At 46.1% G+C, this 26,904-nt stretch carries 27 protein-coding genes and 1 riboswitch; of the genes, 25 read left to right on the top strand and 2 right to left on the bottom strand.

The features are described 5' to 3' along the window. Positions 1–66 precede the first annotated feature (66 nt). The 7 genes from BLQ32_RS05845 to BLQ32_RS05815 all read left to right on the top strand — a co-directional run bounded on the left by BLQ32_RS05845 (position 67) and on the right by BLQ32_RS05815 (position 7,175). On the top strand, positions 67–618 hold the full coding sequence (locus BLQ32_RS05845; RefSeq protein WP_074509440.1) for an NUDIX hydrolase: 552 nt from the start codon (positions 67–69) through the stop codon (positions 616–618). Positions 619–720: 102 nt separating this feature from the next. Continuing rightward, positions 721–1,182: a ferric iron uptake transcriptional regulator gene (gene fur, locus BLQ32_RS05840; RefSeq protein WP_036804068.1), complete on the top strand. Its 462-nt coding sequence runs from the start codon at positions 721–723 to the stop codon at positions 1,180–1,182. A gap of 72 nt (positions 1,183–1,254) precedes the next feature. Continuing rightward, complete coding sequence (gene xerD, locus BLQ32_RS05835; RefSeq protein WP_036804071.1) at positions 1,255–2,157, top strand: site-specific tyrosine recombinase XerD; 903 nt, start codon at positions 1,255–1,257, stop codon at positions 2,155–2,157. 74 nt (positions 2,158–2,231) lie between these two features. Beyond that, entirely contained in the window at positions 2,232–3,416 is a 1,185-nt protein-coding gene (gene deoB / locus BLQ32_RS05830; RefSeq protein WP_074509439.1) for a phosphopentomutase, read from the top strand. Between the two features lie 17 nt (positions 3,417–3,433). Then, positions 3,434–4,738: a pyrimidine-nucleoside phosphorylase gene (locus BLQ32_RS05825; RefSeq protein WP_074509438.1), complete on the top strand. Its 1,305-nt coding sequence runs from the start codon at positions 3,434–3,436 to the stop codon at positions 4,736–4,738. Positions 4,739–5,297: 559 nt separating this feature from the next. Further along, a complete protein-coding gene (gene lysA, locus BLQ32_RS05820) occupies positions 5,298–6,620 on the top strand; it encodes a diaminopimelate decarboxylase (protein ID WP_074509437.1) in 1,323 nt (440 codons plus the stop codon). Between the two features lie 180 nt (positions 6,621–6,800). Beyond that, entirely contained in the window at positions 6,801–7,175 is a 375-nt protein-coding gene (locus tag BLQ32_RS05815) for a GNAT family N-acetyltransferase (protein WP_074509436.1), read from the top strand. A gap of 136 nt (positions 7,176–7,311) precedes the next feature. On the opposite strand, the gene BLQ32_RS05810 is transcribed toward BLQ32_RS05815, so the two are convergent. Further along, the gene (locus BLQ32_RS05810) at positions 7,312–7,818 is read right to left on the bottom strand and encodes a DUF309 domain-containing protein (protein WP_053165759.1); all 507 of its coding nucleotides are present in this window, start codon (positions 7,816–7,818) and stop codon (positions 7,312–7,314) included. Between the two features lie 319 nt (positions 7,819–8,137). Here BLQ32_RS05810 and BLQ32_RS05805 point away from each other — a divergent pair, with 319 nt between their 5' ends. The 11 genes from BLQ32_RS05805 to BLQ32_RS05755 all read left to right on the top strand — a co-directional run bounded on the left by BLQ32_RS05805 (position 8,138) and on the right by BLQ32_RS05755 (position 19,279). Then, positions 8,138–8,911, top strand: coding sequence for a segregation/condensation protein A (locus BLQ32_RS05805; RefSeq protein ID WP_074509435.1), 774 nt, complete (start codon positions 8,138–8,140; stop codon positions 8,909–8,911). After that, the gene (gene scpB, locus BLQ32_RS05800) at positions 8,889–9,479 is read left to right on the top strand and encodes an SMC-Scp complex subunit ScpB (protein ID WP_074509434.1); all 591 of its coding nucleotides are present in this window, start codon (positions 8,889–8,891) and stop codon (positions 9,477–9,479) included. Before BLQ32_RS05805 ends, scpB begins: the two co-directional genes overlap by 23 nt. Positions 9,480–9,673: 194 nt before the next feature. Next, complete coding sequence (locus BLQ32_RS05795) at positions 9,674–10,405, top strand: pseudouridine synthase (protein ID WP_036801717.1); 732 nt, start codon at positions 9,674–9,676, stop codon at positions 10,403–10,405. Positions 10,406–10,495: 90 nt separating this feature from the next. Continuing rightward, positions 10,496–11,044, top strand: a complete 549-nt coding sequence (gene resA, locus BLQ32_RS05790; RefSeq protein WP_074509433.1) for a thiol-disulfide oxidoreductase ResA — start codon at positions 10,496–10,498, stop codon at positions 11,042–11,044. 14 nt (positions 11,045–11,058) lie between these two features. Further along, positions 11,059–12,711: a cytochrome c biogenesis protein ResB gene (resB, locus tag BLQ32_RS05785; protein WP_074509432.1), complete on the top strand. Its 1,653-nt coding sequence runs from the start codon at positions 11,059–11,061 to the stop codon at positions 12,709–12,711. Then, complete coding sequence (gene ccsB, locus BLQ32_RS05780) at positions 12,708–13,892, top strand: c-type cytochrome biogenesis protein CcsB (RefSeq protein ID WP_074509431.1); 1,185 nt, start codon at positions 12,708–12,710, stop codon at positions 13,890–13,892. The genes resB and ccsB overlap by 4 nt, the downstream gene beginning before the upstream one ends. Before the next feature lie 187 nt (positions 13,893–14,079). After that, the gene (locus BLQ32_RS05775) at positions 14,080–14,796 is read left to right on the top strand and encodes a response regulator transcription factor (protein WP_036801707.1); all 717 of its coding nucleotides are present in this window, start codon (positions 14,080–14,082) and stop codon (positions 14,794–14,796) included. After that, positions 14,789–16,570: an ATP-binding protein gene (locus BLQ32_RS05770; protein WP_074509430.1), complete on the top strand. Its 1,782-nt coding sequence runs from the start codon at positions 14,789–14,791 to the stop codon at positions 16,568–16,570. Before BLQ32_RS05775 ends, BLQ32_RS05770 begins: the two co-directional genes overlap by 8 nt. Before the next feature lie 45 nt (positions 16,571–16,615). Next, entirely contained in the window at positions 16,616–17,149 is a 534-nt protein-coding gene (gene sigX / locus BLQ32_RS05765; protein WP_053165765.1) for an RNA polymerase sigma factor SigX, read from the top strand. Continuing rightward, the gene (locus BLQ32_RS05760; protein WP_074509429.1) at positions 17,139–18,335 is read left to right on the top strand and encodes a GerMN domain-containing protein; all 1,197 of its coding nucleotides are present in this window, start codon (positions 17,139–17,141) and stop codon (positions 18,333–18,335) included. The genes sigX and BLQ32_RS05760 overlap by 11 nt, the downstream gene beginning before the upstream one ends. Positions 18,336–18,417: 82 nt before the next feature. Then, a riboswitch (FMN riboswitch) is annotated at positions 18,418–18,552 on the top strand. Between the two features lie 148 nt (positions 18,553–18,700). Next, positions 18,701–19,279, top strand: coding sequence for an ECF transporter S component (locus tag BLQ32_RS05755; protein WP_036801850.1), 579 nt, complete (start codon positions 18,701–18,703; stop codon positions 19,277–19,279). Positions 19,280–19,411: 132 nt separating this feature from the next. Here BLQ32_RS05755 and BLQ32_RS05750 read toward each other — a convergent pair whose 3' ends face one another. Next, positions 19,412–19,663: a ferredoxin gene (locus tag BLQ32_RS05750; protein ID WP_036801855.1), complete on the bottom strand. Its 252-nt coding sequence runs from the start codon at positions 19,661–19,663 to the stop codon at positions 19,412–19,414. A 108-nt stretch (positions 19,664–19,771) separates the two neighbouring features. Between BLQ32_RS05750 and BLQ32_RS05745 the strand changes: the two genes are divergently transcribed. The 7 genes from BLQ32_RS05745 (at position 19,772) to BLQ32_RS05715 (ending at position 26,769) form a co-directional block, all read left to right on the top strand. Then, positions 19,772–20,797, top strand: coding sequence for a YpbB family protein (locus BLQ32_RS05745; RefSeq protein WP_074509428.1), 1,026 nt, complete (start codon positions 19,772–19,774; stop codon positions 20,795–20,797). After that, positions 20,794–22,218, top strand: coding sequence for a RecQ family ATP-dependent DNA helicase (locus BLQ32_RS05740; RefSeq protein ID WP_074509427.1), 1,425 nt, complete (start codon positions 20,794–20,796; stop codon positions 22,216–22,218). Before BLQ32_RS05745 ends, BLQ32_RS05740 begins: the two co-directional genes overlap by 4 nt. 83 nt (positions 22,219–22,301) lie before the next feature. Next, the gene (gene tolA, locus BLQ32_RS05735) at positions 22,302–23,111 is read left to right on the top strand and encodes a cell envelope integrity protein TolA (protein WP_074509426.1); all 810 of its coding nucleotides are present in this window, start codon (positions 22,302–22,304) and stop codon (positions 23,109–23,111) included. 68 nt (positions 23,112–23,179) lie between these two features. Beyond that, a complete protein-coding gene (locus BLQ32_RS05730) occupies positions 23,180–23,809 on the top strand; it encodes a CBS domain-containing protein (protein ID WP_053165770.1) in 630 nt (209 codons plus the stop codon). A gap of 74 nt (positions 23,810–23,883) precedes the next feature. Beyond that, positions 23,884–24,645 (top strand): metallophosphoesterase, encoded by a 762-nt coding sequence (locus tag BLQ32_RS05725; protein ID WP_074509425.1) that lies wholly within the window; start codon positions 23,884–23,886, stop codon positions 24,643–24,645. 99 nt (positions 24,646–24,744) lie between these two features. Continuing rightward, a complete protein-coding gene (locus BLQ32_RS05720; RefSeq protein ID WP_074509424.1) occupies positions 24,745–25,713 on the top strand; it encodes a YpdA family putative bacillithiol disulfide reductase in 969 nt (322 codons plus the stop codon). Between the two features lie 87 nt (positions 25,714–25,800). Beyond that, positions 25,801–26,769, top strand: a complete 969-nt coding sequence (locus tag BLQ32_RS05715; RefSeq protein ID WP_074509423.1) for an asparaginase — start codon at positions 25,801–25,803, stop codon at positions 26,767–26,769. Positions 26,770–26,904 lie beyond the last annotated feature (135 nt).

The raw sequence follows: 26,904 nt of genomic DNA, 5'->3' as shown, positions 1-26,904 counted from the left end.
TTAGTAAGTTGTTTCTCTTATGGTATACTTTGCGGTAGAGAAATCACAAATGAAAAGAGGATTCCGATGAAAAAATTTGAAGAAAAGACAATCAGCTCCAACCGGATTTACGAAGGCAAAATCATCAATTTGAAAGTGGACGAAGTCAGCCTGCCAAACGGCAACACGTCCAAACGCGAATTGGTGGAACACCCTGGAGCGGTTGCATTAGTAGCGCTGACACCGGACAAGAAAATCATTCTGGTGGAACAGTACCGAAAAGCGTTGGAACGCACCATCGTCGAAATACCTGCCGGCAAAATTGAAAAAGGGGAAGCCCCGGAAGTCACTGCACTGCGGGAACTGGAAGAAGAAACCGGTTATACGGCCGAAAAACTCGACTTGATCCAATCTTTTTCGACTTCGCCTGGATTTGCCGACGAAATCATCCACCTTTACGCAGCGGAGGGCTTAAGCAAAGCCACTTCAGGTGCAGTGCTGGATGACGATGAATTTGTCGAACTGATGGAAGTGTCAATAGAAGAAGCGGAACAGATGATGAAAGACAACCGGATTTATGATGCGAAAACGGCCTTTGCCGTATTATGGGCAAAGCAAAAGCTGGCAATTGAGAATTAAACGCCCCTAGTTTATAATCATTCTAAAGAAAGAATGGTTATATATCTTGTAAATGAGAACCGACTTTTGATATAATGAAGTCAGTTTGGGGGAGGGCGTCGCATGGAAACCAGAATTGACCGAATCAAAAAGCAGCTGCATGCAGCAAGTTATAAATTGACGCCACAGCGTGAAGCGACTGTCCGAATCTTGTTAGACCATGAAGAAGACCATTTAAGTGCTGAAGACGTTTACCTGTTGGTGAAAGACATTGCACCGGAAATTGGATTGGCCACAGTGTATCGGACCTTGGAGTTATTAACAGAGTTAAAAATCGTCGATAAAATTAATTTTGGTGATGGAGTATCACGCTATGATTTGCGCCAGGAAGGCGCAGCCCATTTCCATCATCACTTAGTATGCATAGAGTGCGGAGCAGTGGACGAAATACAGGAAGATTTGCTTGAAGATGTGGAGTCGGTCGTTGAAAAACGATGGAATTTCCAAATTAAAGACCACCGTCTTACTTTTCATGGCATTTGCTGGCGTTGCCAGGACCGCAACTCACAAAATCCAACGGAATGATTGGTGAGAAAAGGAAGGATGGCCAACTAAAGGTCGCCTTCCTTTTCTATTTCTCGAAATGGAGGGATTACGATGAAATATGCAAAAGATGCATTGGATGACTATCTGCATTTTCTGCGGGTCGAGCGGCAGCTTGCCCCGAATACCTTGACGTCTTATGAACGCGATTTGAAAAGTTATTTGCAGTATCTAAAAGAAGTGGAGCAGCTGGATTCATTGCGCAAAGTAGAACGAGTACATATATTGAATCATTTGCGCCACTTGAAAGAAACCACAAAAACCCCTCGGACCGTCGCACGGCACATCTCGTCGATCCGGTCGTTTCATCAATTCCTGATCAGGGAAAGAGTAGTAGACAATGATCCGACCGTCCATTTGGAAATGCCCCAGATGGAGAAAAAACTGCCGAACATCTTATCGATCGAAGAAGTGGATGCGCTGATGCAGGCGCCTGCTGAAAACAAAGCGAATGGTTTAAGAGACCGGGCGATGCTGGAACTGCTCTATGCGAGCGGAATGCGGGTCAGTGAATGCATCAATCTGAATATTGAAGACGTCAATTTGACGATGGGCTTTGTTAAATGCTATGGCAAAGGTGGAAAAGAACGCATCATTCCACTCGGAAAAACAGCGCTTGCCGCTTGTCGAACGTACTTGGAAAATGCCAGAGGGGAACTGGCAAAACCGGAAACCAAAACGGATTCCCTTTTCATCAATCAGCGGGGGAAACGGCTGACGCGCCAAGGCTTTTGGAAGCTGCTCAAACAGCATGCCCAAAAAGCCGGCATTCAAAGAGAACTGACGCCGCACACACTGCGCCATTCGTTTGCGACTCATCTGATTGAAAATGGAGCGGATTTGCGGGCAGTCCAGGAAATGCTGGGCCACGCCGATATTTCCACCACTCAGATCTATACCCATGTCAGCAAAACAAGGCTGAAAGACGTTTATTCACAATTTCATCCGCGAGCATAATTAAATGTGAGGTCTGACTTCTGACGATGAGTACTTTTGTGTTACTATAGGATGGTAAATAAGGAGGAAAAAACATGTCAAATAAAGCTTTTAACCGCATACATTTAATCGTTTTGGATTCAGTCGGCATCGGTGAAGCGCCGGATGCTGCAGCATTTGGAGATACAGGGGCTGATACAATCGGGCACATTGCCGAGGCAGTCGGCGGACTCCATATGCCGAATATGGAAAGACTTGGCCTTGCCAATATCGTTCCCGTGAAAGGGCTTACGCCAGCAGCACAGCCAGCAGCTTACTACGGAAAACTGCAGGAAGCATCTGTTGGTAAAGATACGATGACTGGCCACTGGGAAATCATGGGGTTGAACATCGATACACCTTTCAAAGTTTATCCGGAAGGCTTCCCGCAGGAGCTGATCCAGCAGCTTGAAGAACGCACGGGCCGCAAAGTGATCGGCAACAAACCGGCAAGCGGCACGGAGATTTTGGATGAACTGGGCAAAGAACATATGGAAACAGGCGCACTGATTGTTTATACGTCTGCCGATCCGGTTTTGCAGATTGCTGCGCATGAAGAAATTGTCCCATTGGAAGAGCTGTATAAAATCTGTGAAATCGCACGCGAATTGACGCTGTCTCCGGAATTTCTGGTGGGCCGGGTCATTGCACGTCCGTTCCTGGGCGAAGAAGGCGCCTTCAAACGGACATCAAACCGCCACGACTATGCATTAAAACCGTTTGACCGTACTGTGATGAACGAATTGAAAGATATTCAAAAAGATGTAATTGCCATCGGGAAAATTAACGACATCTACAACGGCGAAGGCGTGACAAAAGCGCTTCGCACGAAAGATAATATGGACGGCATGGACAAACTGGTCCAAGTGGCAGGAGAAGACTTTAACGGTTTGAGCTTCCTGAACTTGGTCGATTTCGATGCGCTATATGGCCACCGCAGAGACCCTAAAGGCTATGCAGAGGCACTCGAAGCGTTTGACCGCAGATTGCCGGAAGTTTTGGAACGCATGACGGAAGATGATTTATTGATCATCACAGCAGACCATGGCAACGATCCGACTTTCCCGGGGACAGACCATACACGTGAATACGTGCCGCTGCTTGCTTTCTCTCCTCGTTTCAATGGAGGACAGGAACTGGCGCTTGGCAAAACATTTGCAGACATCGGTGCGACAATTGCTGACAATTTTTCTGCCCCGATGCCGAAATTCGGCAACAGCATTTTGACTAAATTAAACTAAAAAGGCGGTAGTATTCCATGAGAATGGTCGACTTGATTGAAAAGAAAAGAGACGGTTTTGAACTTTCTACTGAAGAAATCCAATTTATCGTTACTGGCTACACAAAAGGCGAAATCGCCGATTATCAAATGAGTGCGTTTTTGATGGCGGTTTACTTCAAAAACATGACGGAACGGGAACGTGCCGACTTGACGATTGCCATGGCAAATTCAGGAGACCAAATCGATTTGTCGGCAATTGACGGCATCAAAGTGGACAAGCATTCTACTGGCGGCGTCGGCGATACAACTACATTGGTTCTTGGGCCGCTTGTGGCAGCATGCGGCGTACCCGTTGCCAAAATGAGCGGGCGCGGGCTTGGCCATACCGGCGGAACGATTGATAAACTGGAAGCGATTGAAGGCTTCCACGTAGAAATCAGTTCTGAAGAATTTATCAAGCAAGTCAACGACATCAAACTGGCGGTTGTCGGCCAAAGCGGCAACTTGACGCCGGCAGACAAAAAATTGTATGCGCTGCGCGATGTAACAGCGACCGTCAACAGCATTCCATTGATCGCAAGTTCGATCATGAGCAAAAAAATTGCTGCCGGAGCAGACGCTATTGTGCTCGATGTAAAAACAGGCGAAGGCGCATTCATGAAGACAGAAGAAGACGCCAGAGAATTAGCGCATGCGATGGTCGGCATCGGCAACTCGACAGGCCGCAAAACGATGGCCATCATTTCCGATATGAGCCAGCCGCTTGGCTTTGCCATCGGCAACGCGTTGGAAGTGAAAGAAGCCATTGAAACGCTGCAAGGCAAAGGTCCGGAAGACTTGACGGAGCTATGCCTCGTCCTTGGAAGCCAAATGGTTGTAGTCGGCGGCAAAGCCGAAACCTTGGAAGAAGCGCGTGGCATGCTGGAAGAAGTGATTGCCAACGGCAAAGCGCTCGAAGTAATGAAGCAGTTTATCGAAGCCCAAGGCGGCAACCCTGCCGTAGTGGACGATGTGGACTTATTGCCGCAGGCGAAATTTGTGACGGAAGTGCCTTCTGAGCAGGACGGCTATATTTCATTCATGGAAGCGGATGAAATCGGAACTGCAGCAATGGTGCTTGGCGCAGGACGGGCTACAAAAGAATCGGAAATCGATTTAGCTGTCGGCATCGTCTTGAACAAGAAAGTCGGCGACCGCGTCGAAAAAGGCGAATCGATCGCGACCATCTATTCGAACACAGAAGAACTCGCAGAATGCATGAAGATGTTATATAATAGCATAGAATATTCAAGCGAACCGGTTGATAAAGTACAGCTGATTTCTGCGCTGATTACCGATTAAAAAGCCTTGCTGAGATTATTCTCAGCAAGTTTTTTTGTATATAAGTTGAATCAATAAATTAGATGTTGATGAAATCGCTCCAGGCGGACGCTTTCCGCGGGAGGACCGTGAGCCTCCTCAGTCGCTGCACTCCCTGCGGGGTCTCACCTGGCCCTCTATTCCCGCAGGAAGCGAGTTGTGCAAAAGTAACTTGCACAGCTCGTTTGCGACGAAGCAGCGAAGCGATGCAGGAGCAGTATGTTTGACCCTCGCCGCCTTCCGCTCATTCATCTTAAATGGATAGAAATGAGAAGAAAGCTACTCCTTGCTGTGATTAGAAGGTTCGCCACATCATCGAATTTTCTCCATAGCACTTTTAACCATTTCAAGATATGGAGCAAAACAGCGGAGACTCCCGCGGGATAGCGAAGTGCCGAAATCCACTCGGGCATCAAGCCCGAGTTAGTTCGGTGCAAGCCCGCAGGAAAGTGGAGCTGTTTTGCGGAATATCGACATACAGAGATTATTAGTTTAACTTATATAATGAGACTTTCAGTTCGCATATACCAGGAGGGATAGCATGCATTTATACGGCACTCAAACTATCAACGATCAAGGGCATTTGACAATTGGCGGAACGGATTCGGTTGAACTGGCCAAGGAATACGGCACGCCGCTTTATGTATACGACATACAATTGTTCCGGGAACGGGCAAAAGCGTTTCAGAAAACATTTGAAGAAGAAAACATTGCTTACCAAGTGGCTTATGCCAGCAAAGCATTTTCAAGCATTGCAATTTACCAGGTGGCTGCAGAAGAAAACTTGTCGCTGGATGTTGTTTCGGCAGGCGAATTGTATACCGCCATCCAGTCCGGATTTCCAAAAGAAAAAATCCATTTTCACGGCAACAACAAAAGCGAGGCTGAACTTCGCATGGCTTTTGAAGAAGAAATCGGCTGCATCGTCGTTGATAATTTTCATGAAATTGAATTGCTGAAAACTCTTTCGGAACAATTGAAAAAGCCGATGAATGTCTTGCTGCGTGTAACGCCTGGCATAGAAGCCCATACGCATGATTACATTACGACGGGCCAGGAAGATTCGAAATTCGGTTTTGATTTGATTAACGGCCAGACAGACCGTGCGTTCCACGAGACTTATCAGCACGAATTTCTGAATCTGTTGGGGCTTCACTGCCACATTGGCTCCCAGATTTTTGATACGGCAGCGTTCCGTTTGGCAGCCGAAAAATTGGTCGGCAAAATGAGCGATTGGAAAAACGAATTCGATTTTTCATGCCCGGTTTTAAACTTGGGTGGAGGCTTCGGCATCCGGTATACGGAAGAAGATGAACCGCTTGAACCTGCGGTATATGTCAAAGAAATGATTCAGGCAGTTAAAGAGACATCTGCTGCGGCCGGTTATCCGGTTCCTGAAATCTGGATCGAACCGGGCCGTTCGCTTGTCGGCGACGCCGGCACTACTTTGTATACGATCGGTTCGATGAAAGAAGTGCCAGGCACGCGCAAATATGCAGCAGTGGATGGCGGCATGTCTGACAACATCCGTCCGGCGCTGTACGGGGCAAAATACAGTTCGCTGATTGCCAATAAGGCAAATGAGGCGGCAACGGAGCAATACACAATTGCTGGGAAATGCTGTGAATCCGGGGACAAGCTGATTGAGCAAGCCGATTTGCCAGCGGCCAAAGCCGGTGATATTCTAAGCGTCTTCTGTACCGGCGCATATGGTTATTCGATGGCCAGCAATTACAACCGCATTGCCCGTCCAGCTGTAGTTTTTGTGGAAAACGGGGATCATCAACTGGTCGTGGAACGAGAAACTTTACACGATTTGGTGAAACATGATCTAAGTTATAAAAAACAGGTGGAAAGCAAATGAGAAAGACCAATATTATCCTATTAATTCTTCTTTTAGTGATGGCTCTCGGCTGGGGAATCGTCTACTGGCTCTTTTTTGCAGACACGGTCATTAATGGATGACTACTGGCAAACTTGAGTTATTTACGTGTTTATAGTAGGATGGTTAAAGCCGCTTAAAGACGAAAATGAGGGATTGAATATGCTACTCAGATATAAGAAATCATTCGAAAAAATTGCAATGGGGCTACTGTCATTCATGCCAAAAGAGCGTGAATTGAAAAAACTTCAGCAAACCATGCACATATACGATGAAAACCCTGATTGGCAGCTTTACCTTTGGAAAAAAGGCGAAGATTTTGTCGGATTGCTAGGCGTGGAAGTCAGCGAACATTATTTCACGATCCATCATATTTCGGTGAATCCATCCCATCGGGGTGAAGGAATAGGCCACGCCATGATTGAAAAGATCCGCCAGATTATGCCAGGAAAAGAAATGCATTCAACCGATGAAACAAGAGCTTTCTTGCAAAAATGTCCTGAATTGGAAAAAGAAACGGGAAAACAACAGTTTTAAATGGACGAAACAGAAAAAGAAAGTGCAGGCATAGGCCGCACTTTCTTTTTCTGTTTCCTATAAAATCAGTTTCACAGAAGCTTTTATGTATAGGAAGAACCTGATTTAGAGTGAAATAAAAGGCATTTCTTTTATCTCAAAGTTCCAGGTTTCTTCTTTTTCGCTGTTCCCGCAGATTGATGATGGAAGACCGGTCCCGCAGACGGTGTTTGTGCATGATGTAATAAGGATCCTGGTCGACTGTCGGGTTGGCTGCATGGTAATTCTTGACCATTTTTTTCAGTTCATTTGAAGTCACTGGAATTGGAAAAGGGCTGAATGGTTTGCGTTCAGTTACCGCTTCAATCGCATTGGAAATGTTTTTGATCAGCAATTCCTGGTCAAATCCGTCGACCCATTCATTGCCGCTGGCAAGCTTGACTTTAGAACGGATAAATGACCGGAGCGCCCCCGGGTAATTGCTTCTGCGCCAGTGGTACATGCCGACAGCCAGTTGGATCCAACCGGTCAAAGGATGCAATTTGTTCTTTGGGGCAACTGATTTCCAATATTCCTCGCCTACTTCATGGCATTCAAAATAATCTTTTTCTTCGTTGAAATGTATGATAAATCGGATAAAAAGCGGATGATGGAGTGGGTGCATTTTAATCCCCTTTCTACTATAATAAAGTGAAACTGCATTATGCGGACGCTTTCCCCGCAGAATGCTAGCTGAACCAATCGGACTTTTAAGGCCAGTAGGAAGCTGCGCAGCAGATCCGTACTGGGCGTTAAAGCGGGATAAAGTGAAACTGCATTATGCGGACGCCTTCCCCGCAGAATGCTAGCTGAACCAATCGGACTTTTAAGGCCAGCAGGAAGCTGCGCAGCAGATCCGTTGCTGGGTATATAACCGGATACAAGTATAGACTTGTTTTAGGCGAACGGCAAGATTGAGTAAATTTAAAGTCAGGTGGAGAATCATGTCTTATGAAGTAAAAGTAGAGGCTTTTGAAGGTCCTCTTGATTTATTATTGCATTTAATACATCGTTTGGAAATTGATATTTACGATATTCCAGTTTCGCAGATCACTACCCAGTATATGGAACACATCCGGGCTCTGCAAGTTCTGGAACTGAACGAAGCGAGCGAGTATTTGGTCATGGCCGCAACACTTCTTGCAATCAAAAGCAAAATGCTGCTGCCGGTCCACGAAGGGGATCTGGAAGACATCGAATACGAATTCGATGAACAGGATCCGCGCGACGAGCTGGTGAACCGCTTGGTCGAGTACCGGAAGTATAAAGAAGCTTCCGTCAAACTGAAAGAACTGGAATCCAACCGGTCCGCTATTTTCACAAAAGCTCCAATGGACTTGTCCGGCCTGCAGCCTGCTTCGGCTGATGACAACCTGGACCTGGAAGTGAATGCTTATGATATGCTGGGAGCTTTTCAAAAGATGCTGCGCAGAAAGCAGTTGAAAGCGCCGCTGTCTGCCCGGGTGGCTCGACAGGAAGTCTCCATTAAAGATCAAATGACATCCATTGTCAACCGCCTGAAGGCTGCAAAAGGGCGGACGCCTTTCACTGAATTGTTTCCATCTGATGATAAGGCGGTGTTGGTCGTGTCGTTTTTATCCGTGCTTGAACTGATGAAACGGCAAGTGATCCAAGTGGAGCAGGAAAAAAACTTTACAGATTTGATGGTCGAACTAAAAAAGGAGACGTGGGAATATGAAGACGACTCTTTCGAGTAAATTAGAAGCGCTGCTATTTGTAGCCGGCGATGACGGCTTAACAATGAAACAATTGCAATTTCTAACGGAAGCAGAAAAAGTGGACATCTTGTCAAGTGTCGAAGAATTGACACAAAGATACAAACAGCCGGAGAGCGGTATCATGCTGAAGGAATTGGCCGGAGTTTACCAGCTGGTGACAAAGCCGGAAGCGGCAGAAACCATTCAAAAGCTGGTTGAAAACCCGACGTCTCAAGCTTTGTCGCAGGCTTCGCTTGAAGTGCTGGCCATTGTGGCATACAAACAGCCGCTGACCCGGGTGGAAGTGGAAGATTTGCGCGGCGTCAAAAGCGAGAAGCCGTTGCACACGCTTGCTGCCAAAGGGCTGATTCAGGAAATGGGGCGTGCGGAAGGCACGGGGCGCGCTATTTTATACGGCACCACCAATGAATTCTTGAATTATTTCGGGCTGAAAGACTTGAGCGAATTGCCTCCACTTCCGGAGGAAGGAGAACAAAATGCGGAAGAAGAAACCGATTTGTTCATGACGAAGTTTCAGGAGACATTTAAGCAAGAAACAGAAGCATAATATTCGGACCCTTGGGAAGACTGCGGTTTCAAGCAGTCTTCTTTGGTTTTTTATGGGGGAAGCGACTGAGCTATGTACTTTCGCTTTTCGACGAAATGTGACATAATTCCGAGTGAGACGAACGGAAGAAAGTATGTTTGAGAGCTGATCCTGCTTCTGCTTTTGTATGTCTAAAAAAATCAATGAGGTGACTTATGGAGAGATTACAAAAAATGCTTGCTCATGCAGGTGTAGCTTCAAGACGGAAGTCGGAGCAATTAATATTGGATGGAAAAGTACGGGTTAATGGAAAAGTGGTAAAAGAATTAGGGACAAAAGTGACGCAAAACGACACGATTGAAGTCGAAGGCGTCCAGCTGGAAAAAGAACAAAAAGTCTATTATTTATTCTACAAGCCCCGCGGCGTTATTTCAGCGGTGAGCGACGATAAAAACCGGAAAGTCGTGACGGATTTCTTTGACGATATCGACAAACGGATTTATCCGGTTGGCCGCCTGGATTACGACACGTCGGGATTATTGATTATGACAAATGACGGCGAATTTGCGAATATGCTGACGCATCCGAAATTTGAAATTGATAAAACTTATGTGGCGCGCTTAAAAGGGGTTCCGGCACGTGAGGACCTTCAAAAACTTGAACGCGGCATCAAGCTTGAAGACGGCATGACGGCACCAGCGAGAGTCAAACAATTGTCTGCTGACAAGAAAACGGGCAAAGCGATTGTCCAAATTACGATCCACGAAGGGCGTAACCGCCAAGTGCGCAGAATGTTCGACGCCATTGGATTCCCAGTCCAGAAATTGAGCCGTGAGCAATTTGCCTTTCTGACTTTGAAAGGCTTGAATGCCGGGGAATCAAGAGAATTGACAGCCCACGAAGTGAAATTGCTGCGCGTCATGGCTGAAACCGGAAAGCGCAATTAACGTTCACAAACCCTTCAAAACTCCGTCCTTTAAGCCTTTGAAACTTTGCTATAATTGGATTTGCATTCATACCTCGAAGGAGGAATAACATTGAACGAAAAGAAAAACAAGAAAAAGCAGAACAGGCTGATTATGCGTACAGTTATTTTGCTTTTAATGATTGCTGCCATTGGCTATACACTTTATAACAATGCAACAGCAGAAGATGTCTCAGTGCTTAAAGCCGGAGACAAAGCGCCTGACTTCTCACTGGTGGACCTGGAAGGGAATACCCACAAATTGTCTGATTACAAAGGGCAAGGCGTGTTTCTGAATTTCTGGGGAACCTGGTGCAAACCATGCGCGAAAGAAATGCCTGCAATGGACCGCCAGTATGAACAGTTTAAAGATCAAGGGGTCCAAGTTCTCGCTGTCAATATTGCACAGTCTGAATTTGAAGTCCAAAACTTTGCTGATCAATACAATTTGTCTTTCCCGGTTGTCATCGACAAAACAAAAAGCGTCATGACTGCTTATAACATCATTCCGTTGCCGACAACGGTATTGGTGAACCCGGAAGGGGAAATTGAGCAGGTTGTTACAGGTGAAATGACAGAGCAAGACATTAAAGGGTTTATGGAAGAAATTAAACCCGAATAAGGAGTTTTTTTCGGATGGAGAAAATGCAATGCAAGTGCGGCCATGTTAATCCGCCCGGAACGGTATTATGCGAATCCTGCGGGCGGTCTTTGACGGAAAAAGAGCAGAACAGCAAATTAGTGGACATGCGCTATGAAGGAACCGCCAGACGGTCACAAACGTATAACAAAACGATTGTGGATAAAATCTGGAACTTCTTTTCCAGTGTAAAAGTCGGTGTCAGCCTGATTGTCGTTATCCTTGTGGCCGCTGCAATCGGAACGATATTGCCTCAACAACAATACGTCGATGTGCCGGTCAGAAATGCCGAAACGATCCAAGCTTATTATGCGGATGTATACGGCAGCGTCGGGCGGGTCTATCATTTCTTGGGGTTCCATGATCTATACAATTCATTCTGGTTTATTATCCTAGTCGGCATGCTGGCTATTTCGTTGATCGTTGCGAGTCTGGATCGTTTTGTTCCACTTTATCGCTCGTTGAAAAACCAACGGGTTCTGCGCCATGCCAGTTTCATGAACAAGCAGCGCATTTATGCGGAAGGCAATGGCACTGAAGATACCTTGGATAAAGCGGAAGCAAAACTGAAAGAACTGAAATACAATGTATCGCGCGACAAAAACGGATTGTTGGCGGAAAAGGGACGGTTTTCCAGATGGGGCCCTTACGTCAACCACATTGGACTTATCATATTCCTGGTAGGTGTTATGCTGCGCATGATGCCAGGTTTTTACGTGGACGAAACTTTGTGGATCCGGGAAGGGGAAACAAGAGCGATTCCAGAAGCGCCGGGCTATACGCTTGAAAGCAAGAATTTTGAGATGGAAACGTATAACACAGAAGAAGATGAAGTATTTGAAGAAGCGATTGAGCGAGTGGGAACAGTCGCCAAAAACTATCAAACCGATGTCGTCCTTTACAAAAAACCGGATGACAGCCTTCCGGGAGCCAACGATTTAGAGAAAATTGAAGAATCGGCGATCCGGGTAAATCAGCCATTGAAATTTGATGGCTATGCCATTTACCAAATGGACTTTAAATTGAACGAATTAAAAGCGATGACTTTTGCTTTGACGAATAAGGAAACAGAAGAAAATTTGGGTGAATTGACGATTGATCTGATCAATCCGAAAAACGATTACGAACTGGAGAATGGTTCTACCGTAAAATTGCTTGGCTATTACCCTGATTTTTCCGGTTTTGAAAACGGTGAACCGCAAACCGCAACGCCGCTTCCAAACAACCCAGGATTTTTAGTGGAAATGACAACGCCTGAAACGCCAGGCGGAGAAACAAGCTTTATCACCATTCAGAATACAGTGGAGCCTTTGGGTGAGAACCAATACAAGCTGGCTTTCCAAAGTGCAGATACACGTGATGTTTCCGGTTTGACCATTCGAAAAGACCGTACTTTGCCGATTCTAGGTTTAGGCGGCCTGATTTTCATGATTGGTGTGGCGCAGGGAATGTACTTTAACCATCGCCGTTTCTGGATTCAGCAACAAGCGGATGGCGGGATTCTTTTAGCAGGCCATACGAACAAAAACTGGTTTGGTTTGAAGAAAGATCTCGATCAAGTTACAGAATACGCGTCGCTTCCTGCTTACCGTGATCAGCAGGAAGAAATTGAGAAACAGAAGAAAGAGGAAGGTGAGGCATTGTCATGAGTTTAGCAGACATGAGCTCCAATTTACTTTATGCAGCATTCATTGCTTATTTGATTGCTTCATTTGTATTCGGCGGAGCTGTAAAAGGAAACAAAGAACGATCATTCGATTCTGAAAATCGCTGGGGGAAAGTGGCATTTGCCATTACCATTCTCGGCTTTCTAGCTAATCTGGGCTACTTCTTTACAAGATGGGGCGCAACAGGCCATCCCCCGCTCAGCAATATGTTTGAATTTACGACAGCGTTCGGCATGACATTGGTAGGCGGATTTATCGTGATTTATGCGCTATACAAAACGCCGATTATCGGCATGATTGTTTTGCCGGTTGCGCTGCTGATCATTGCGTTTGCAAGTATGTTCCCAAGTGAAGTCAGCCCATTGATTCCGGCGCTTCAAACCAACTGGCTTGCAATCCATGTAAGCACCGTAGTAATTGCTGAAGGCGTCTTGGCCATCAGCGCTGCTGCAGGATTGGTATATCTATTGAAAGTAGTAGACATGAAGAAAAACTCGAAACAGCGTTTTTTCTTGGAAGCCATTATGTATTCGTTGGTTATTGTTTTAGGGTTTGTCATTTCGAGCACCTATTTCACTTTGACGGACTATCAAGCCGACTTTACGTACATTGATGAAAAAGATGCGGAAACAAAGATTACGTACAACATGCCGCCGGTATTTGGCATGAATGAATATGTCCAGTTGACAGAAGGCACGATGACGCCATGGGTGGAAACACCGGCAGTCGTAAACGCCAGCAAATTGACAACGGTTTTCTGGTCGTTTGTGTTCGGTACGATTCTTTACTGGGTCATCCGGCTAGTAGCCAGAAAACGCATTGCGGCAATCTTTAAGCCATTCGTCAAAAACGTCAACTTGCAGTTGATGGATGAAATCGGCTACCGTGCAGTTATTATCGGATTCCCATTATTCTCTTTAGGTGCTTTGATCTTTGCGATGATCTGGGCCCAAATCGCCTGGTCCCGTTTCTGGGGCTGGGATCCAAAAGAAGTATGGGCATTGGTTACTTGGCTGTTCTATGCAGCGTATCTTCACCTGCGCCTTGGAAAAGGATGGCACGGCGAAAAATCCGCATGGCTTGGCGTAGTCGGTTTTGCGATTATCATGTTCAACCTGGTAGCGGTCAACCTAATTATCGCCGGACTGCACTCTTACGCTTAAAAAGAAAAGCGGAAGCGCCTGCCCAGCTCCGAGGAGCTAGGCGCTGCAGCTGGACAAGAAAGAGGTCAGCGCCTTTATCTGGACAAACTAATGAGCCTTTTCCACTAGTGGAAAAGGCTTTTTATTTATTTTTGCAAATATTGACGGTACAATGAGGAGTAAGAGACAAAAGTTGGAGGGGTTTACAATGTCTGAAGAAATTACAATATTGGTTGTAGACGACGAAGAAAGGATTCGCCGTTTGCTGAAAATGTATTTAGAGCGTGAAGGCTATATCGTAGAGGAAGCGGAAAACGGCGTCCAGGCTTTAGAGATGGCGACCGAAAAAGATTACCATTGTATTCTGCTCGATTTGATGATGCCTGAAAAAGACGGCATCGAGGTCAGCACGGAACTCCGTGAAAAGAAAATGACGCCGATCATCATGCTGACAGCTAAAGGCGAGGAAGCGAACCGCGTCGAAGGATTTGAGGCCGGTGCGGATGATTACATCGTTAAGCCGTTCAGCCCGAGAGAAGTCGTACTGCGGGTAAAAGCGATTCTGCGCCGTTCATCAGCGTATTCGCCTGTAACAAGTTCTACTGTTTCAAAAGATTTGGTCGTGTTTCCGCATTTGACCATTGACCATGATGCGCATCGCGTCACGGCGGATAATGTCGAAGTGAATTTAACGCCGAAAGAATACGAACTTTTGTATTTCCTGGCTAAATCTCCGGATAAAGTATTTGACCGGGAACATTTGCTGAAAGAAGTTTGGCATTACGACTTTTTCGGTGATTTGCGGACTGTCGATACCCACGTAAAACGATTGCGGGAAAAACTGAACCGCGTATCGGAATCGGCGGCCAAGATGATTGTCACCGTTTGGGGCGTCGGCTATAAATTCGAGGTAGGAAATGAATAGAATATGGAATAGTGTAGTCGGGAAGCTGTGGATCACAATACTGCTTCTCGTTTCCTTTGTCCTTTTTATTGTGACAGTGCTGCTGTTGGAGTTTCTTGGAAATTACCATAGCGAAGCGGTAGAGGAGACGTTGACAAAAGAAGCGGATACGATTGCTTCAATTTTCAACGACCACGGAGAAGTCAATATATCGCTGACGGTGATTGATGACATTTTAGGGCCGGAAACAAACGCCGTCATTGCGGAAGCTCCGCATGAAAGTACCTACTATATCCACAATGGCATCAACGGGAATCAACTACGGGAAGAAATTTTAAACGAACCGGATTTCCAAAAAGTGTTCGAGACCGATGAAACCGTCATGAAAGAAATGCTTCTGCCGTCATTGACCGAAGAAGACATGCTGGAGTCGTATATTGTGCTTGCCAGTCCGCTGCAGACCGTTGAGCAGAAGCATGGAACGGTGTTCATTTACCAGTCCCTTGAAGTGATGGACCGTACGGCGGAACGGACGACAAACATCGTGTTCCTTTCCGCTTTTATCGCCTTTATTTTAACGACATTTTTTGCTTTCTTTTTATCGACGCGCATCACTTCGCCGCTCCGGAAAATGCGTGAAGGCGCATTTGAATTGGCGAAAGGAAATTTTGATACAAAAGTGCGCGCGACTTCAAGTGATGAGATCGGACAACTGGCTACCGCATTCAATCAAATGGGCCGCCAGCTGAAGCATCACGTTGAAGTGATCAACCAGGAAAAAGAACAGCTTTCGAGCATCCTGACTTCAATGGCGGATGCCGTGATTACGTTTAACCAAGATGGCACGATTCTTTTAAGCAACCCGCCTGCAGAAAAATTGCTGCAGCAATGGCTGATGAAAAGAGGCGTGGAAAAAGGGGAGCCGCTCCCTTCTGAAATGATCCATATGCTGCAGCATGTGCTCGATTATGAAGATGAAATCCAGGAAGAACTCGAAATGGAAGGCGCCTATTACGCCATCACGTTCAGTCCGCTTTACAGTGGGGAATCCGTACGTGGAGCGGTTGCGGTCCTTCACAATATGACGGAGCAGCACCGTTTGGAAAAACTGCGGGAAGATTTTATTGCCAATGTCTCCCACGAACTGCGTACGCCGATTGCGATGCTGCAAGGGTACAGCGAAGCGCTTCTGGATGATGTCGGCACCACAGAGGATGAACGGCGCGAGATGACGAAAATCATTTACGAAGAGTCCCAGCGAATGGGCCGTCTTGTGACCGATCTGCTGAATCTTGCCCGCATGGAATCCGGCTATATGCGCCTTTATAAAGAACTGGTACAATTCAATGAAGTAATCGAACGAATGAGCTTGAAATTCTCCCAGGCTGCTAAAGAAACAGGCGTTCAGCTTTCGTTCGCAACCGAGCTGGACGACTGGGCCGCAGCTGAAATTGATGAAGACCGCATTGAACAAGTGATGACAAACTTAATCGACAATGCGCTCCGCCATACACCGGCAGGAGGACAAGTGATTGTCAAAGTTGAACAAGAACAAGGATATGCCAAGGTTTCCGTGAATGATACAGGAATCGGAATTCCCGAAGAAGACCTGCAATATGTTTTTGAACGTTTCTATAAAGCAGACAAAGCGAGAACGCTCGGCAAAAGCGGTACAGGATTAGGGCTTGCGATTGCCAGCAACATCATCAATGCGCATGATGGAAAAATCTATGCAGAGAGCACGGTCGGGGAAGGGACATCATTCGTCTTCCTGCTGCCTCTTAAAAAGATGTAACTTTATGAAATCAGAGACGACTAATTCATAGAACGGGGGGAGTGTATGGATGACTCCGTTTTCCATCGCTTGTATGATGACTATCATCAGGACGTGTTCCAATTTCTCATCTACCTGGTGAAAAACCGTCATTTATCGGAAGATTTGATGCACGAAGTCTATATTCGGGTCTTTAAGGCTTATGATCGGTTTGAAGGAAAGAGTTCCGAAAAAACCTGGCTTTTTTCCATTGCCAAAAATGTAGCAATAGACCATTTCCGCAAAACGGCAGTCCGCCAAAAGCATTCAGCTGAGCATTTTGACTGGGAAACCCAGCAACTGACTTCACCAGAACGCATTCCGGAAGAAGTGGCTTCTTTAAATGAAGACAAAATATTGCTGTATAAGACGTTGGATCAATGTACCGGAGACCAGAAGATGGTCATCATCATGCGTTTCTTCCAGGATTTATCGATTGCAGAAACAGCTGAGGTGCTGGGCTGGAGCGAAGGGAAAGTTAAAACCACCCAGCATCGTGCCATAAAAGCGCTGCGAGAAAAATTATCCTCTAAGGAAGGGGGAGAGGCAAATGCCACATGACAACTGGGATGATGAGCATATCGAGAATTTGCTGCGCGATTTCCCCGCTATCCGGGACGACCGGCCAAAAGAGGAAGTTTACCGGCGTTTAACCCAAAAAGAACCTGCCCGCAAACGGCAGAAACAGTGGCTGCCTCTGCTCGTAGCGGCTCTTGCTTTTATCACCATCGGCATATTGGTTGCCTCGATATTAAGCCAAAGCGGTATGGATTCAGCACACAACGAACAAAGTACGGAAAGCGGAGCGGACCAGTCTGCAGCTTCTACCGCGGATTCAGCAGAAGATCGGACGCTTCAGGAAGAAAATGCGGCAACCGGTGATGCAGAGACGTCCATTATGGAATCTGAAGATGCCGGGGCAGCCCGCATATCCATTTATGATGAAGACTTGGAAGGGCATACGCTTTTTACGATTGGGGTTACTGAAAACGCATTTGTCATTCCGCTTTCTTTTCTGATTCCGGATGCCCAAATCATGGATGACTTCGGCAAGGAAAATCCGAATACCGTTGAACTGTATAATCAGTACGCCAGCCAAATTGATGAACAAGCCCTTGGCTTTGATGAATATCATCCGTATGTGGGGAGAATTGCCATGGGTCCTCAAGGAGCTGAGCATACGCTTCCAAGCGACCACCAATATGATTTGGCTTCTGCAAGCATCGGCGTCTATACGTCCACATTGCAGGAAACTTTCCGTGATGCCGGTCAAGTAGCGATATTGAATGAAGACGGCAGTCCGGTGGAGTTCAATGGGATGGGACCGATGGAACCGGTTGTGACGGATGTGAAGAATGTCGCTTTTTACGCATTTACAACAGCGGCAGGAGAAACTTATTTGGCGCCTGGATATGGCATGCCTTTTGAAACGGCTACTGAAGCGTTTCAAGCCATGAAAGATTCGCCGAATGATTTCCAGAAAAGCACACTGCCGAAAGACATCGCTTTTTCGGTGACTGAAACGGATGAACTTGTCCAAATCGAATTTCAATCGCCTTTTGATTTCTCTTCTATGGAAGAAATGGACGCCCAGCGCATGATTGAAAGCTTTGCCATGACAGCCAAATCTTACGGCAAGCAAGTTCAATTGGCCAATACAGAGCAACCGCAGTGGCTGGGGTATGATTTTACAATGCCGCTGAAAACACCCGTGGCAACCAACAATACGCCATGGACAACGGAATAACTGAAATAAACAGACACTTTGTAAACAATTTAGTTTACAAGGTGTCTGTTTTCTACTAAGATTAGGGTATAACAAAATATCGATTCATCTTCGGGGCAGGGTGTGATTCCCTACCGGCGGTAATTGGACGTTATGTCCATAAGCCCGCGAGCCGTAAAACGCAGGATTTGGTGAGATTCCAAAGCCGACAGTATAGTCTGGATGGGAGAAGGTGAAGGTGCGGACGTGTGTTGCTTAGCTATAAGCACAGCGCTTATTAAATGTGCCTTTTCTCCCTTAAGTGAACGTGCTTAAGGGTTTTATTGTGTACAGGGCCACATTGTCCAAACCTTTCTTCTGGTGAATCACTACAAGGAGAGAGGAATATGAAGAACAAAAAATTGCAGTCGATGATCGTCATCGGAATGTTGAGCAGCATCTCATTTATCTTGATGCTTTTCAATTTCCCTTTGCCAGCGTTACCCGCTTTCTTGAAAGTCGATTTTAGTGATGTGCCGGCTTTGATTGCGGCCATTACAATGGGGCCGGTTGCGGGGATACTCGTAGCATTTTTCAAAAATGCGCTGGATTGGCTTTTTGCTGGAAGCCCTACAGGCGTTCCGGTCGGCCATTTAGCCAACTTTGTAACAAGCATTTTGTTTATTATGCCCGTCTACGTGATTTACCGCAAAATGGCTACAAAAAAAGGCATGGCTTTCGGATTGGCTGCCGGGACATTGTCCATGGCGATCGGCATGAGCGTATTAAATTACTTGGTGTTCTTGCCGATGTACACGTATTTCTTGAACATGCCTGCAGAAACAGGCAATGCGCTATTCGGCACAATTGTTCTGGGAATCTTACCATTCAACTTGATTAAAGGGCTGATTCTGACAGCTATTGTCCTGCTGATGTTCAGCAGCATGCAAAAGTGGATCGACAAGCAGCGCCTTTATTACCAATAAAGACATAATGGGCTGAGCGGGAAGATAGAATTCTCGCTCAGCTTTTTTTATCCGCATAAACAGCTGATAATGCAAAACAGGCGTTCACGAAAGCATCTTTGCTTTCGTGAACGCCTGTTTTAGCGTTTCAAATCAATCTTCATATTTAAGAGGGTCTCCGTCGAATGGAGCATCTGCAACTTTAATCGAATCGGTCGGGCAACCTTCGAACGCATCTTCCATGTCTTCCTCTAGTTCATCTGGAACTTGCTCTGTTCCCATGTTATTATCTAGAATAACAAACGCAATTCCTTCGTCGTCATAATCGTAAACGTCTGGAGCTGCTGCTCCGCAGGCGCCACAAGCGATACAAGTATCCTTATCGACAATGGTATACTTAGCCATAATTATTTTCCTCTCCTTTATCTCCGAACAAGTTCAGTTATACTACCGTAATTCATTCTAAAGGTGTTTGCTATGTTTTTCAACCAAAAAACGCTAGGGGGGCCGCTCTTGTTATTCGAGGAGCTCGTTATTACCATTATGAAAGCCATAAATTTAGAACGCACCATCTCTTCTCCGTTCCATTTGATCAAAGGGAAGAAATCAGGCCAAACCATTCAGGATGTCGGTTATTATCGGCTCCACCCATATTTCGCAGCTATGCCAAATCTGGAAAAACGTCTTTACGATGAAGTAATCCAGAACTTATTTGCCCGTCAGCTGCTTAGAGACAATGATCAAGTGATCGATTTGACGGATAAAGCTTTAGCTCATGCGATGCCGGCATCACCGCTCAATGGCTGGAAATACAGGGGCAATGAAGCCGTCTTTTTGAACCGCTTGTCTTTGGTCGTCCAGACTTTATCCTATACAAGCCAACAAACCAACCGATTCGATCCGGTACATAACGCAGAAGACCTGCAGTCGTGGGTTAAACATTATTTGAAAAAGATCAATTTCCGGGACCCTGCTTCTGTCGCCCGCTTTAAAGCGGAGATGCTGGAAAGCCTGGAGGCGGCGGATGTCGAAGAACGCTCGAAAATGGTCCTGATGCAGCGTTTAACGGGCCTTGGGTGGAGTGGGATGACGTGGGAGCAGATTGCATTAGCGCATGATTTGCATATCCTGGACGTTCAATTAGCGGCAGTAGAAGCATTGCATGCATGGCTCGATGTACTTGAGCGGAACGGATTCCCTATGCTTTCCCCGTTGCTTGATCACGTCATTCAACGATCCGTTTTGACGGAGTCGACCCAGCGGACAGAAAAGCTGTTTGAAAAAGGCCTTTCCTTGAGTGAAATTGCCGCAATCCGCCAATTGAAAACCAGCACCATTGAAGATCATTTTGTGGAGCTGGCGATGAATGACCCCTTTTTCAATTTTACGCCTTTCATGCCGCCAGCCATGTATGAACAAATTGTGACCGTCAGCAAAAAACGAAACACGAAGCGCTTGAGGGATATAAAAGAAGAGCTGCCGGACGCGACATATTTCCAAATCCGTTTGGCGCTTGCGTTAAGGGAGGACCAACCATGAAATTAGAAGAAGTGCTTTTTTCCGCCTACGGCTTTTCGTCATTCCGGCCAGGACAGCGGGAAGTGATTGAACAGGTCATAAAAGGCAAGGACGTGGTTGCGCTTCTGCCGACCGGCATGGGCAAGTCAATGTGTTATCAGCTGCCTGCACATATTCTGCCGGGCACCGTACTGGTCGTCTCGCCGTTGCTGTCGCTGATGCAGGACCAGGTTGCCCAGCTGAAAAAAATGGGGGAGAAGTCTGTAGTGGCCATCAACTCCTTTTTGAAGCCGCAGGAAAGAGAGAAAATTTGGCAGACGCTTGGCAGTTACCGTTTTATTTTTATCTCTCCGGAGATGCTGGTCCAGCCTTTTGTCAAAAAACAATTGGAGAAAATCCACGTTTCTCTGCTCGTAGCAGATGAAGCCCACTGCATTTCGCAATGGGGATTTGACTTTCGGCCGGATTATCTCCGCATTGCGGAAATCCTTCCGATCCTGAAGTTTCCGCAGGTGCTGGCACTGACCGCTACAGCGACAGAAAAAGTGACCCAAGAAATCAAAACGTATTTGAAACTCGAAGAGCCTTTTATATATAAGCATTCGATGGACCGGAAAAATATTGTCTATGACATAAAGAAATTCGATGATTCCCGGCAGAAACTGGAATGGCTCACTTCTTTTGTCCGCGGAAGTGCAGGACCGGGCATCATTTATGCCGGAACACGGCGAAAATCGCAGGAACTTGCTGCCATTTTGATGGATCAGGGAATTTCCGCTTCGTACTATCACGGCGGAATGGAACACCAAGACCGCGTTTTTGTGCAGCAGCAATTCCAGAACGGCGAATTGGACTGGGTTTGCTCGACCAATGCGTTCGGCATGGGTGTCCATATTTCAAACATCCGGCATGTCGTGCATTTTCAATTGCCGACTTCTGTTGAGGGGTATGTCCAGGAAGTGGGAAGAGCGGGGCGTGACGGCGAAGCAGCACTTGCCACTTTGCTTTATGCAGAAGGCGATGAAGGCTTGCTGCAAAGCCTTGTTATGGACGAATTGCCGACGCGGCATGAAATCCAGCAAGTCGCTTCCCATCCAGCCGGCGCGGAACAATTGGTGGCTGAGGGCATTGTGAGAGAAACCGCATTGCGCGTCGTTGCTTACTGGCTGAGCCGGTTGAGCGAATCCGAAACCTTGCGCCAAATGGAATTTCTTCAAAGGGAAAAAATCAAGCAAGTGGATAAAATGAAGAAGTTGGTCAATCTCCAAAGCTGCATCCGGGAGTATATCATCGAGTGCTTTGACCAGCACTTGAAAGGAAAGCCCGAGAATTGCTGCGTGAATGATGGCATTGATTATTCGATTTTTAGCAAGCGCTTGGAGAAACCGAAGAAAGTAGTACTTGAGAGCTGGCAAAATCGTCTAAATGCACTATTGCCTTAATGACAATTTTCGGAAAACGACATTTACAAAAAGGGAATTTTTCGGCATAATGGAGTTATTAGAGCAGATAGGGGTAGTCGACTATGGGAAAACAAAATTATCGTGAGGCAATCGAAAAAGGACGCCAGGAAATTGCAATTCAAAGCAGTACAGCAGCTTCGAGAAAGGCTTACCGCAAAACGAATACGAGCAAAAAGAAGCCGAAGAAAAGAAAGAATGTACTGCTGCCTGCCTTATTTTTCATGTTCATTTTACTCCCTGTAGCACTTCTTATATACTTGGCCGTTTTGTATGAGCCAGATGACACATTGACAACCAGCGCCGTGAACGATCAAGTCACCTTGGATACAAATCCTTCACCGTCTGATAACGCAGGTATTCTTGCTGATGCAGAGGAAGACAAGAAAAAAGAAGAAAAACAAGCAAAAGAAGCAGCAGAAAAAGCTGCTGCTGAAAAAGAAAAAGCTGAAAAAGCAGCAGCTGCTAAAGCCGAAGCGGATGCGAAAGCTAAAGCCGATGCAGATGCCAAGGCAAAGGCTGAAGCTGAGGCAAAAGCGAAGGCACAGGCAGAAGCTCAGGCAAAAGCACAAGCAGAAGCAAAAGCGGAGGCCGAGGCAAAAGCTAAAGCCCAAGCAGAAGCAGAGGCAAAAGCGAGAGCAGAAGCTAAGGCGAAAGCAGAGGCGGAAGCAAAAGCCAAAGCTGAAAAAGAAGCCGAGGAAAAGAAAAATGCATCTGGTAAAACGCATGTGGTTCAGCCAGGTGAGACACTTTACCGAATTGCCGTTAATACCTATGGCTCTGCCGGGGCAAACGCAGGTGTAGAAAAAATCAAACAGGCGAACGGATTATCCTCAAATGAATTAACCGTTGGCCGGACGTTAATTTTGCCATAAAAGAGGGAAACACAATGGTGATGGCGAAATAATTACTCATAAGCAGAGAAAAGGCAGAGGTGAACTGGATGTTTGTAAAAAGTGTAATGGTCAAAAGAGAAAAATGCCATACGGTTAAAATGGATGATTCGGTCCAAATTGGACTAGATTTGCTTGAACAGCATACAATAGATGCACTTCCGGTATTGGAAGGCACTGCATATAAAGGGATTTTCACTTGGTATCACGTATACCGTGCATTTTTCCTTTCCGGCAAAACCAAAGAAGATTTTGTCAGCACAACAAAAATCGGCGATGTAATGGTCAATCAGGAGGTATACTTACAGCTTGATGACGTTTTTGAAAAAGCGATTGTCGAATTGAACGATTTCCCGATTATCGCCGTCGTCGAAAATGGCGAGATGCTCGGGATTGTCACGCGTTTTGACGTGATGAACCAGCTGCAAAGTGCATTTGGCATGGAAAAAGAAGGGGTGCGCATAACGTTTACTTCTGTAGAATCGGAAGGGCGCATCGGCCGATTAGGTGATATAATTGAGAAGTTCAAGGAAGCTGTCATCTCATTGGTTACTTTTGATGAAACAGACAAAGTGGTACGCCGGATCGTCCTGAAAATCAAGAAAAAAGACAATGTGGAACGTTTCGTGAAGGAACTTGAAAAATCAGGGTTCCGCGTATTGGATATTTCCGAAGACTGATCTGATAAACAAATGTAAAGAGGCACAAGCAGCTCTCTGCTTTGCCTCTTTATTTAATTGAAAGGATTTTTAAGATGAAATGGATTACTAAAAGCATCCTGGCAGCGCTGGCGTTGCTTCTTTTTATGTTACGCAATGCTTTTCAGCAAAATTTGAAAAGCCATACAGTGGAATTGCCAGCTATACGGCCGTTTAAGCCGTTTCGACTAATGTTCATCTCGGATATCCATAGAAGAACATTAAACGGGAATTTAACGGCAAATCCAGTGGATGTGGTCATTATCGGCGGAGACTTGGCAGAAAAAGGCGTGCCGCTAAGCCGCGTTGAATATAATCTAAAAGTGCTTAGCCAGCTAGGGGAATTGTACTTTACCTGGGGCAATCATGACCGGAATGTTGGTGAAGCAGAACTTCGCAAGCTTTTTGAGAAGTATAAGGTGACTGTTTTGGAAAATGAGTGGGTGACTTTGTTTGGCAATCCTCAGTTGAAATTGGTCGGCCTTGATTACTTCATATACGAAAAAGATGCAATTTCCAAGGCTTTTTCAGGAGTTGAACCGGAAGACACCGTCCTTTTTGCATCGCATACGCCATCCATCTTCAAATACGTCAGAGAAAACCATCCAGCAGATTTTCTGCTGGCCGGCCATACTCATGGCGGGCAAATCCGGCTGGGGCGTTTCGGAATTGCAGAGAAAGGGCGATTCCGAAAAATGAGCGGCAAAACCGAACTGATCAGCAATGGATACGGGACTACCAAGCTGCCACTGCGTTTAGGTGCGGAAGCAGAATACCATGTCTATACCATCCAGCCAAAATTAACCGAACATATTTAGCAACTGGGCGTTTTAAAAACAGCCAAGTGTTTTTGGTTGTCAGCAGTAAAAAGAATCTTCTATGCTAAAGAGAGATTCAAATTGTAGGAGAGGTTTATAATGGAAAATGTAGATGCACTGATTATCGGCGGGGGTCCGTGTGGCTTGGCCGCAGCGATTGCCCTCCAACAAGCAGGGTTTCGGCCGATTGTGATCGAAAAAGGAAATGTCGTCAACGCAATATACAATTATCCAACCCACCAGACGTTTTTCAGCTCCAGTGAAAAACTATCGATTGGGGATATTCCGTTTATAACGGAAGACCGGAAAGCAAGACGCAATCAGGCCCTGGTGTATTACCGGGAAGTGGTGAAACGAAGCGGACTGGAAGTCCGTCCGTTTGAAACCGTTTTGGCTGTTGAAAAAGAACAGGATTTTACCATCCGGACAACAAAAAACACCTATCGCGCAAAATATGTCATAGCGGCCACCGGCTATTATGACAATCCGAATAAGCTCGATGCAAAAGGTGCAGATTTGCCGAAAGTAATGCACTATTTTAAAGAAGGCCACCCTTATTTTGACCAGGATGTTCTGGTGATCGGCGGCAAAAACTCGGCAGTGGATGCCGCTCTTGAATTGCATAAAGCCGGAAGCCGTGTCACTGTGTCCTATCACGGCACGAGCTATTCCAAAAGCATCAAGCCCTGGATTTTGCCGGAGTTTGACAGCCTGGTCCGCAAAGGCGAAATCACGATGCTGTTCGACTCGATAGTGGACAAGATTGGCGAGCAGGAAGTTGAGCTGACCGTCAACGATACGAAAGAAACGATTCCGAATGACTTTGTCTTTGCGATGATCGGCTATCACCCGGACCACGGGTTTTTGAAAGATATCGGCATTGCCATCGACGAAGAAACGGGATGCCCCATCTTCGACGAAGCCACAATGGAGACAGAGACAGAGAATCTGTATATTGCAGGCGTCATCGCTGCCGGCAATAACGCCAATTCGATTTTCATCGAAAACGGGCGTTTCCACGGCGATCAAATAGCAGCTGCGATAGCAGCGAAAGAAAGCGTACGCTAAGTGCGCTTTTTCTTGTTTTTAAAAGGAAAAATATATGGGATCGATAAGGCAATAGTGTAAAATAGGGTGGAGAAAGGGTGTTGGTTTATGAATAAAAAAGTGTCTTTGATTACCACGGGAGGAACCATTGCAAGCAAGGAAGTTTCAAAAGGATTGTTGAAATCCGGGGCGATTTCAGGCAGGGAGCTGGCAGCATTGTGCCAATTGCCGGAAGAAATAGAAGTAAAAGTGATCGATGTTTTCCAATTGCCGAGCATGCATATCGGCTTCGATAAAATGCTCCAGCTTAGGGAAGCGATCCAGACCGAACTGGCTGATGAAACGGTGGATGGGATTGTTGTCACCCATGGCACAGATACTTTGGAAGAGACGGCTTATTTTCTGGATTTAACCATCAGCGATGACCGGACGATTGTGGTGACAGGATCGCAAAGGTCGCCGGACGAAGTTGGAACAGATGTCTACTCGAATTTGCGGAACTCCATATATGTATCGGTCGATGATAATTTAAAGGGCGTTGGCACGGTAGTGGTTTTTAATGAGCGAATTTACACAGCGAAATATGTCAAAAAAGTACATACCAGCAATCTCCAGGGATTTGACTCGTTCGGCCACGGCTATCTCGGAATCATCGATAATGATGTAGTCAGTGTCTACCAAAAACCGATTTTCCATGAAGTCCATCAAGTGGGAGTCCATCTGCCGAGAGTAGAAATTATCAAGTGCTATTCCGGACAGGACGGCCATATGATTGATTTGCTGGCCGAAGGGGATACAGCGGGAATTGTTTTGGAAGCAGCCGGCCGCGGACAGGTGTCGCCGCATATGGTGGAAGCGATTGAGCGGGCTGTCCAAAAAGGGATAGCGGTCGTCCTGACCACCAGTGCAGAAGAAGGCAAATCCTATCCAAGCTACAGCTATCCGGGGAGTGCCCACGATTTGATGCTGAAAGGCGTCCTGCTTGGAAGCGATTATGACAGCAAAAAAGCGCGCATCAAGTTGGCTGTTGTTTTATCGTTGGCAAAAGAAGTGGACATTAATACATTCAATAAATAAGTTCGCTCGAATTAAATTAAAAAAATGGATAATATTTACCATTGTTCCGTGCTATAATTAAGAGAAACGTCAATTGGTTAGGTGGATTTGTCCTTGCTGATTGCCGAGTAATTCCATCGAAAATTCACGGTCAGC

It is taken from the genome of Planococcus glaciei, assembly GCF_900099655.1.
Taxonomy (GTDB): domain Bacteria; phylum Bacillota; class Bacilli; order Bacillales_A; family Planococcaceae; genus Planococcus; species Planococcus glaciei.
This window is presented reverse-complemented; position numbering and strand designations above follow the sequence as displayed.

Excerpts from the sequence above, each read along its gene's own strand:
- BLQ32_RS05845 (WP_074509440.1), top strand. The coding sequence starts at position 67 with ATGAAAAAATTTGAAGAAAAGACAATCAGCTCCAACCGGATTTACGAA.
- fur (WP_036804068.1), top strand. The coding sequence starts at position 721 with ATGGAAACCAGAATTGACCGAATCAAAAAGCAGCTGCATGCAGCAAGT.
- xerD (WP_036804071.1), top strand. The coding sequence starts at position 1,255 with ATGAAATATGCAAAAGATGCATTGGATGACTATCTGCATTTTCTGCGG.
- deoB (WP_074509439.1), top strand. The coding sequence starts at position 2,232 with ATGTCAAATAAAGCTTTTAACCGCATACATTTAATCGTTTTGGATTCA.
- BLQ32_RS05825 (WP_074509438.1), top strand. The coding sequence starts at position 3,434 with ATGAGAATGGTCGACTTGATTGAAAAGAAAAGAGACGGTTTTGAACTT.
- lysA (WP_074509437.1), top strand. The coding sequence starts at position 5,298 with ATGCATTTATACGGCACTCAAACTATCAACGATCAAGGGCATTTGACA.
- BLQ32_RS05815 (WP_074509436.1), top strand. The coding sequence starts at position 6,801 with ATGCTACTCAGATATAAGAAATCATTCGAAAAAATTGCAATGGGGCTA.
- BLQ32_RS05810 (WP_053165759.1), bottom strand. The coding sequence starts at position 7,818 with ATGCACCCACTCCATCATCCGCTTTTTATCCGATTTATCATACATTTC.
- BLQ32_RS05805 (WP_074509435.1), top strand. The coding sequence starts at position 8,138 with ATGTCTTATGAAGTAAAAGTAGAGGCTTTTGAAGGTCCTCTTGATTTA.
- scpB (WP_074509434.1), top strand. The coding sequence starts at position 8,889 with ATGAAGACGACTCTTTCGAGTAAATTAGAAGCGCTGCTATTTGTAGCC.
- BLQ32_RS05795 (WP_036801717.1), top strand. The coding sequence starts at position 9,674 with ATGGAGAGATTACAAAAAATGCTTGCTCATGCAGGTGTAGCTTCAAGA.
- resB (WP_074509432.1), top strand. The coding sequence starts at position 11,059 with ATGGAGAAAATGCAATGCAAGTGCGGCCATGTTAATCCGCCCGGAACG.
- ccsB (WP_074509431.1), top strand. The coding sequence starts at position 12,708 with ATGAGTTTAGCAGACATGAGCTCCAATTTACTTTATGCAGCATTCATT.
- BLQ32_RS05775 (WP_036801707.1), top strand. The coding sequence starts at position 14,080 with ATGTCTGAAGAAATTACAATATTGGTTGTAGACGACGAAGAAAGGATT.
- BLQ32_RS05770 (WP_074509430.1), top strand. The coding sequence starts at position 14,789 with ATGAATAGAATATGGAATAGTGTAGTCGGGAAGCTGTGGATCACAATA.
- sigX (WP_053165765.1), top strand. The coding sequence starts at position 16,616 with ATGGATGACTCCGTTTTCCATCGCTTGTATGATGACTATCATCAGGAC.
- BLQ32_RS05760 (WP_074509429.1), top strand. The coding sequence starts at position 17,139 with ATGCCACATGACAACTGGGATGATGAGCATATCGAGAATTTGCTGCGC.
- BLQ32_RS05755 (WP_036801850.1), top strand. The coding sequence starts at position 18,701 with ATGAAGAACAAAAAATTGCAGTCGATGATCGTCATCGGAATGTTGAGC.
- BLQ32_RS05750 (WP_036801855.1), bottom strand. The coding sequence starts at position 19,663 with ATGGCTAAGTATACCATTGTCGATAAGGATACTTGTATCGCTTGTGGC.
- BLQ32_RS05740 (WP_074509427.1), top strand. The coding sequence starts at position 20,794 with ATGAAATTAGAAGAAGTGCTTTTTTCCGCCTACGGCTTTTCGTCATTC.
- tolA (WP_074509426.1), top strand. The coding sequence starts at position 22,302 with ATGGGAAAACAAAATTATCGTGAGGCAATCGAAAAAGGACGCCAGGAA.
- BLQ32_RS05730 (WP_053165770.1), top strand. The coding sequence starts at position 23,180 with ATGTTTGTAAAAAGTGTAATGGTCAAAAGAGAAAAATGCCATACGGTT.
- BLQ32_RS05725 (WP_074509425.1), top strand. The coding sequence starts at position 23,884 with ATGAAATGGATTACTAAAAGCATCCTGGCAGCGCTGGCGTTGCTTCTT.
- BLQ32_RS05720 (WP_074509424.1), top strand. The coding sequence starts at position 24,745 with ATGGAAAATGTAGATGCACTGATTATCGGCGGGGGTCCGTGTGGCTTG.
- BLQ32_RS05715 (WP_074509423.1), top strand. The coding sequence starts at position 25,801 with ATGAATAAAAAAGTGTCTTTGATTACCACGGGAGGAACCATTGCAAGC.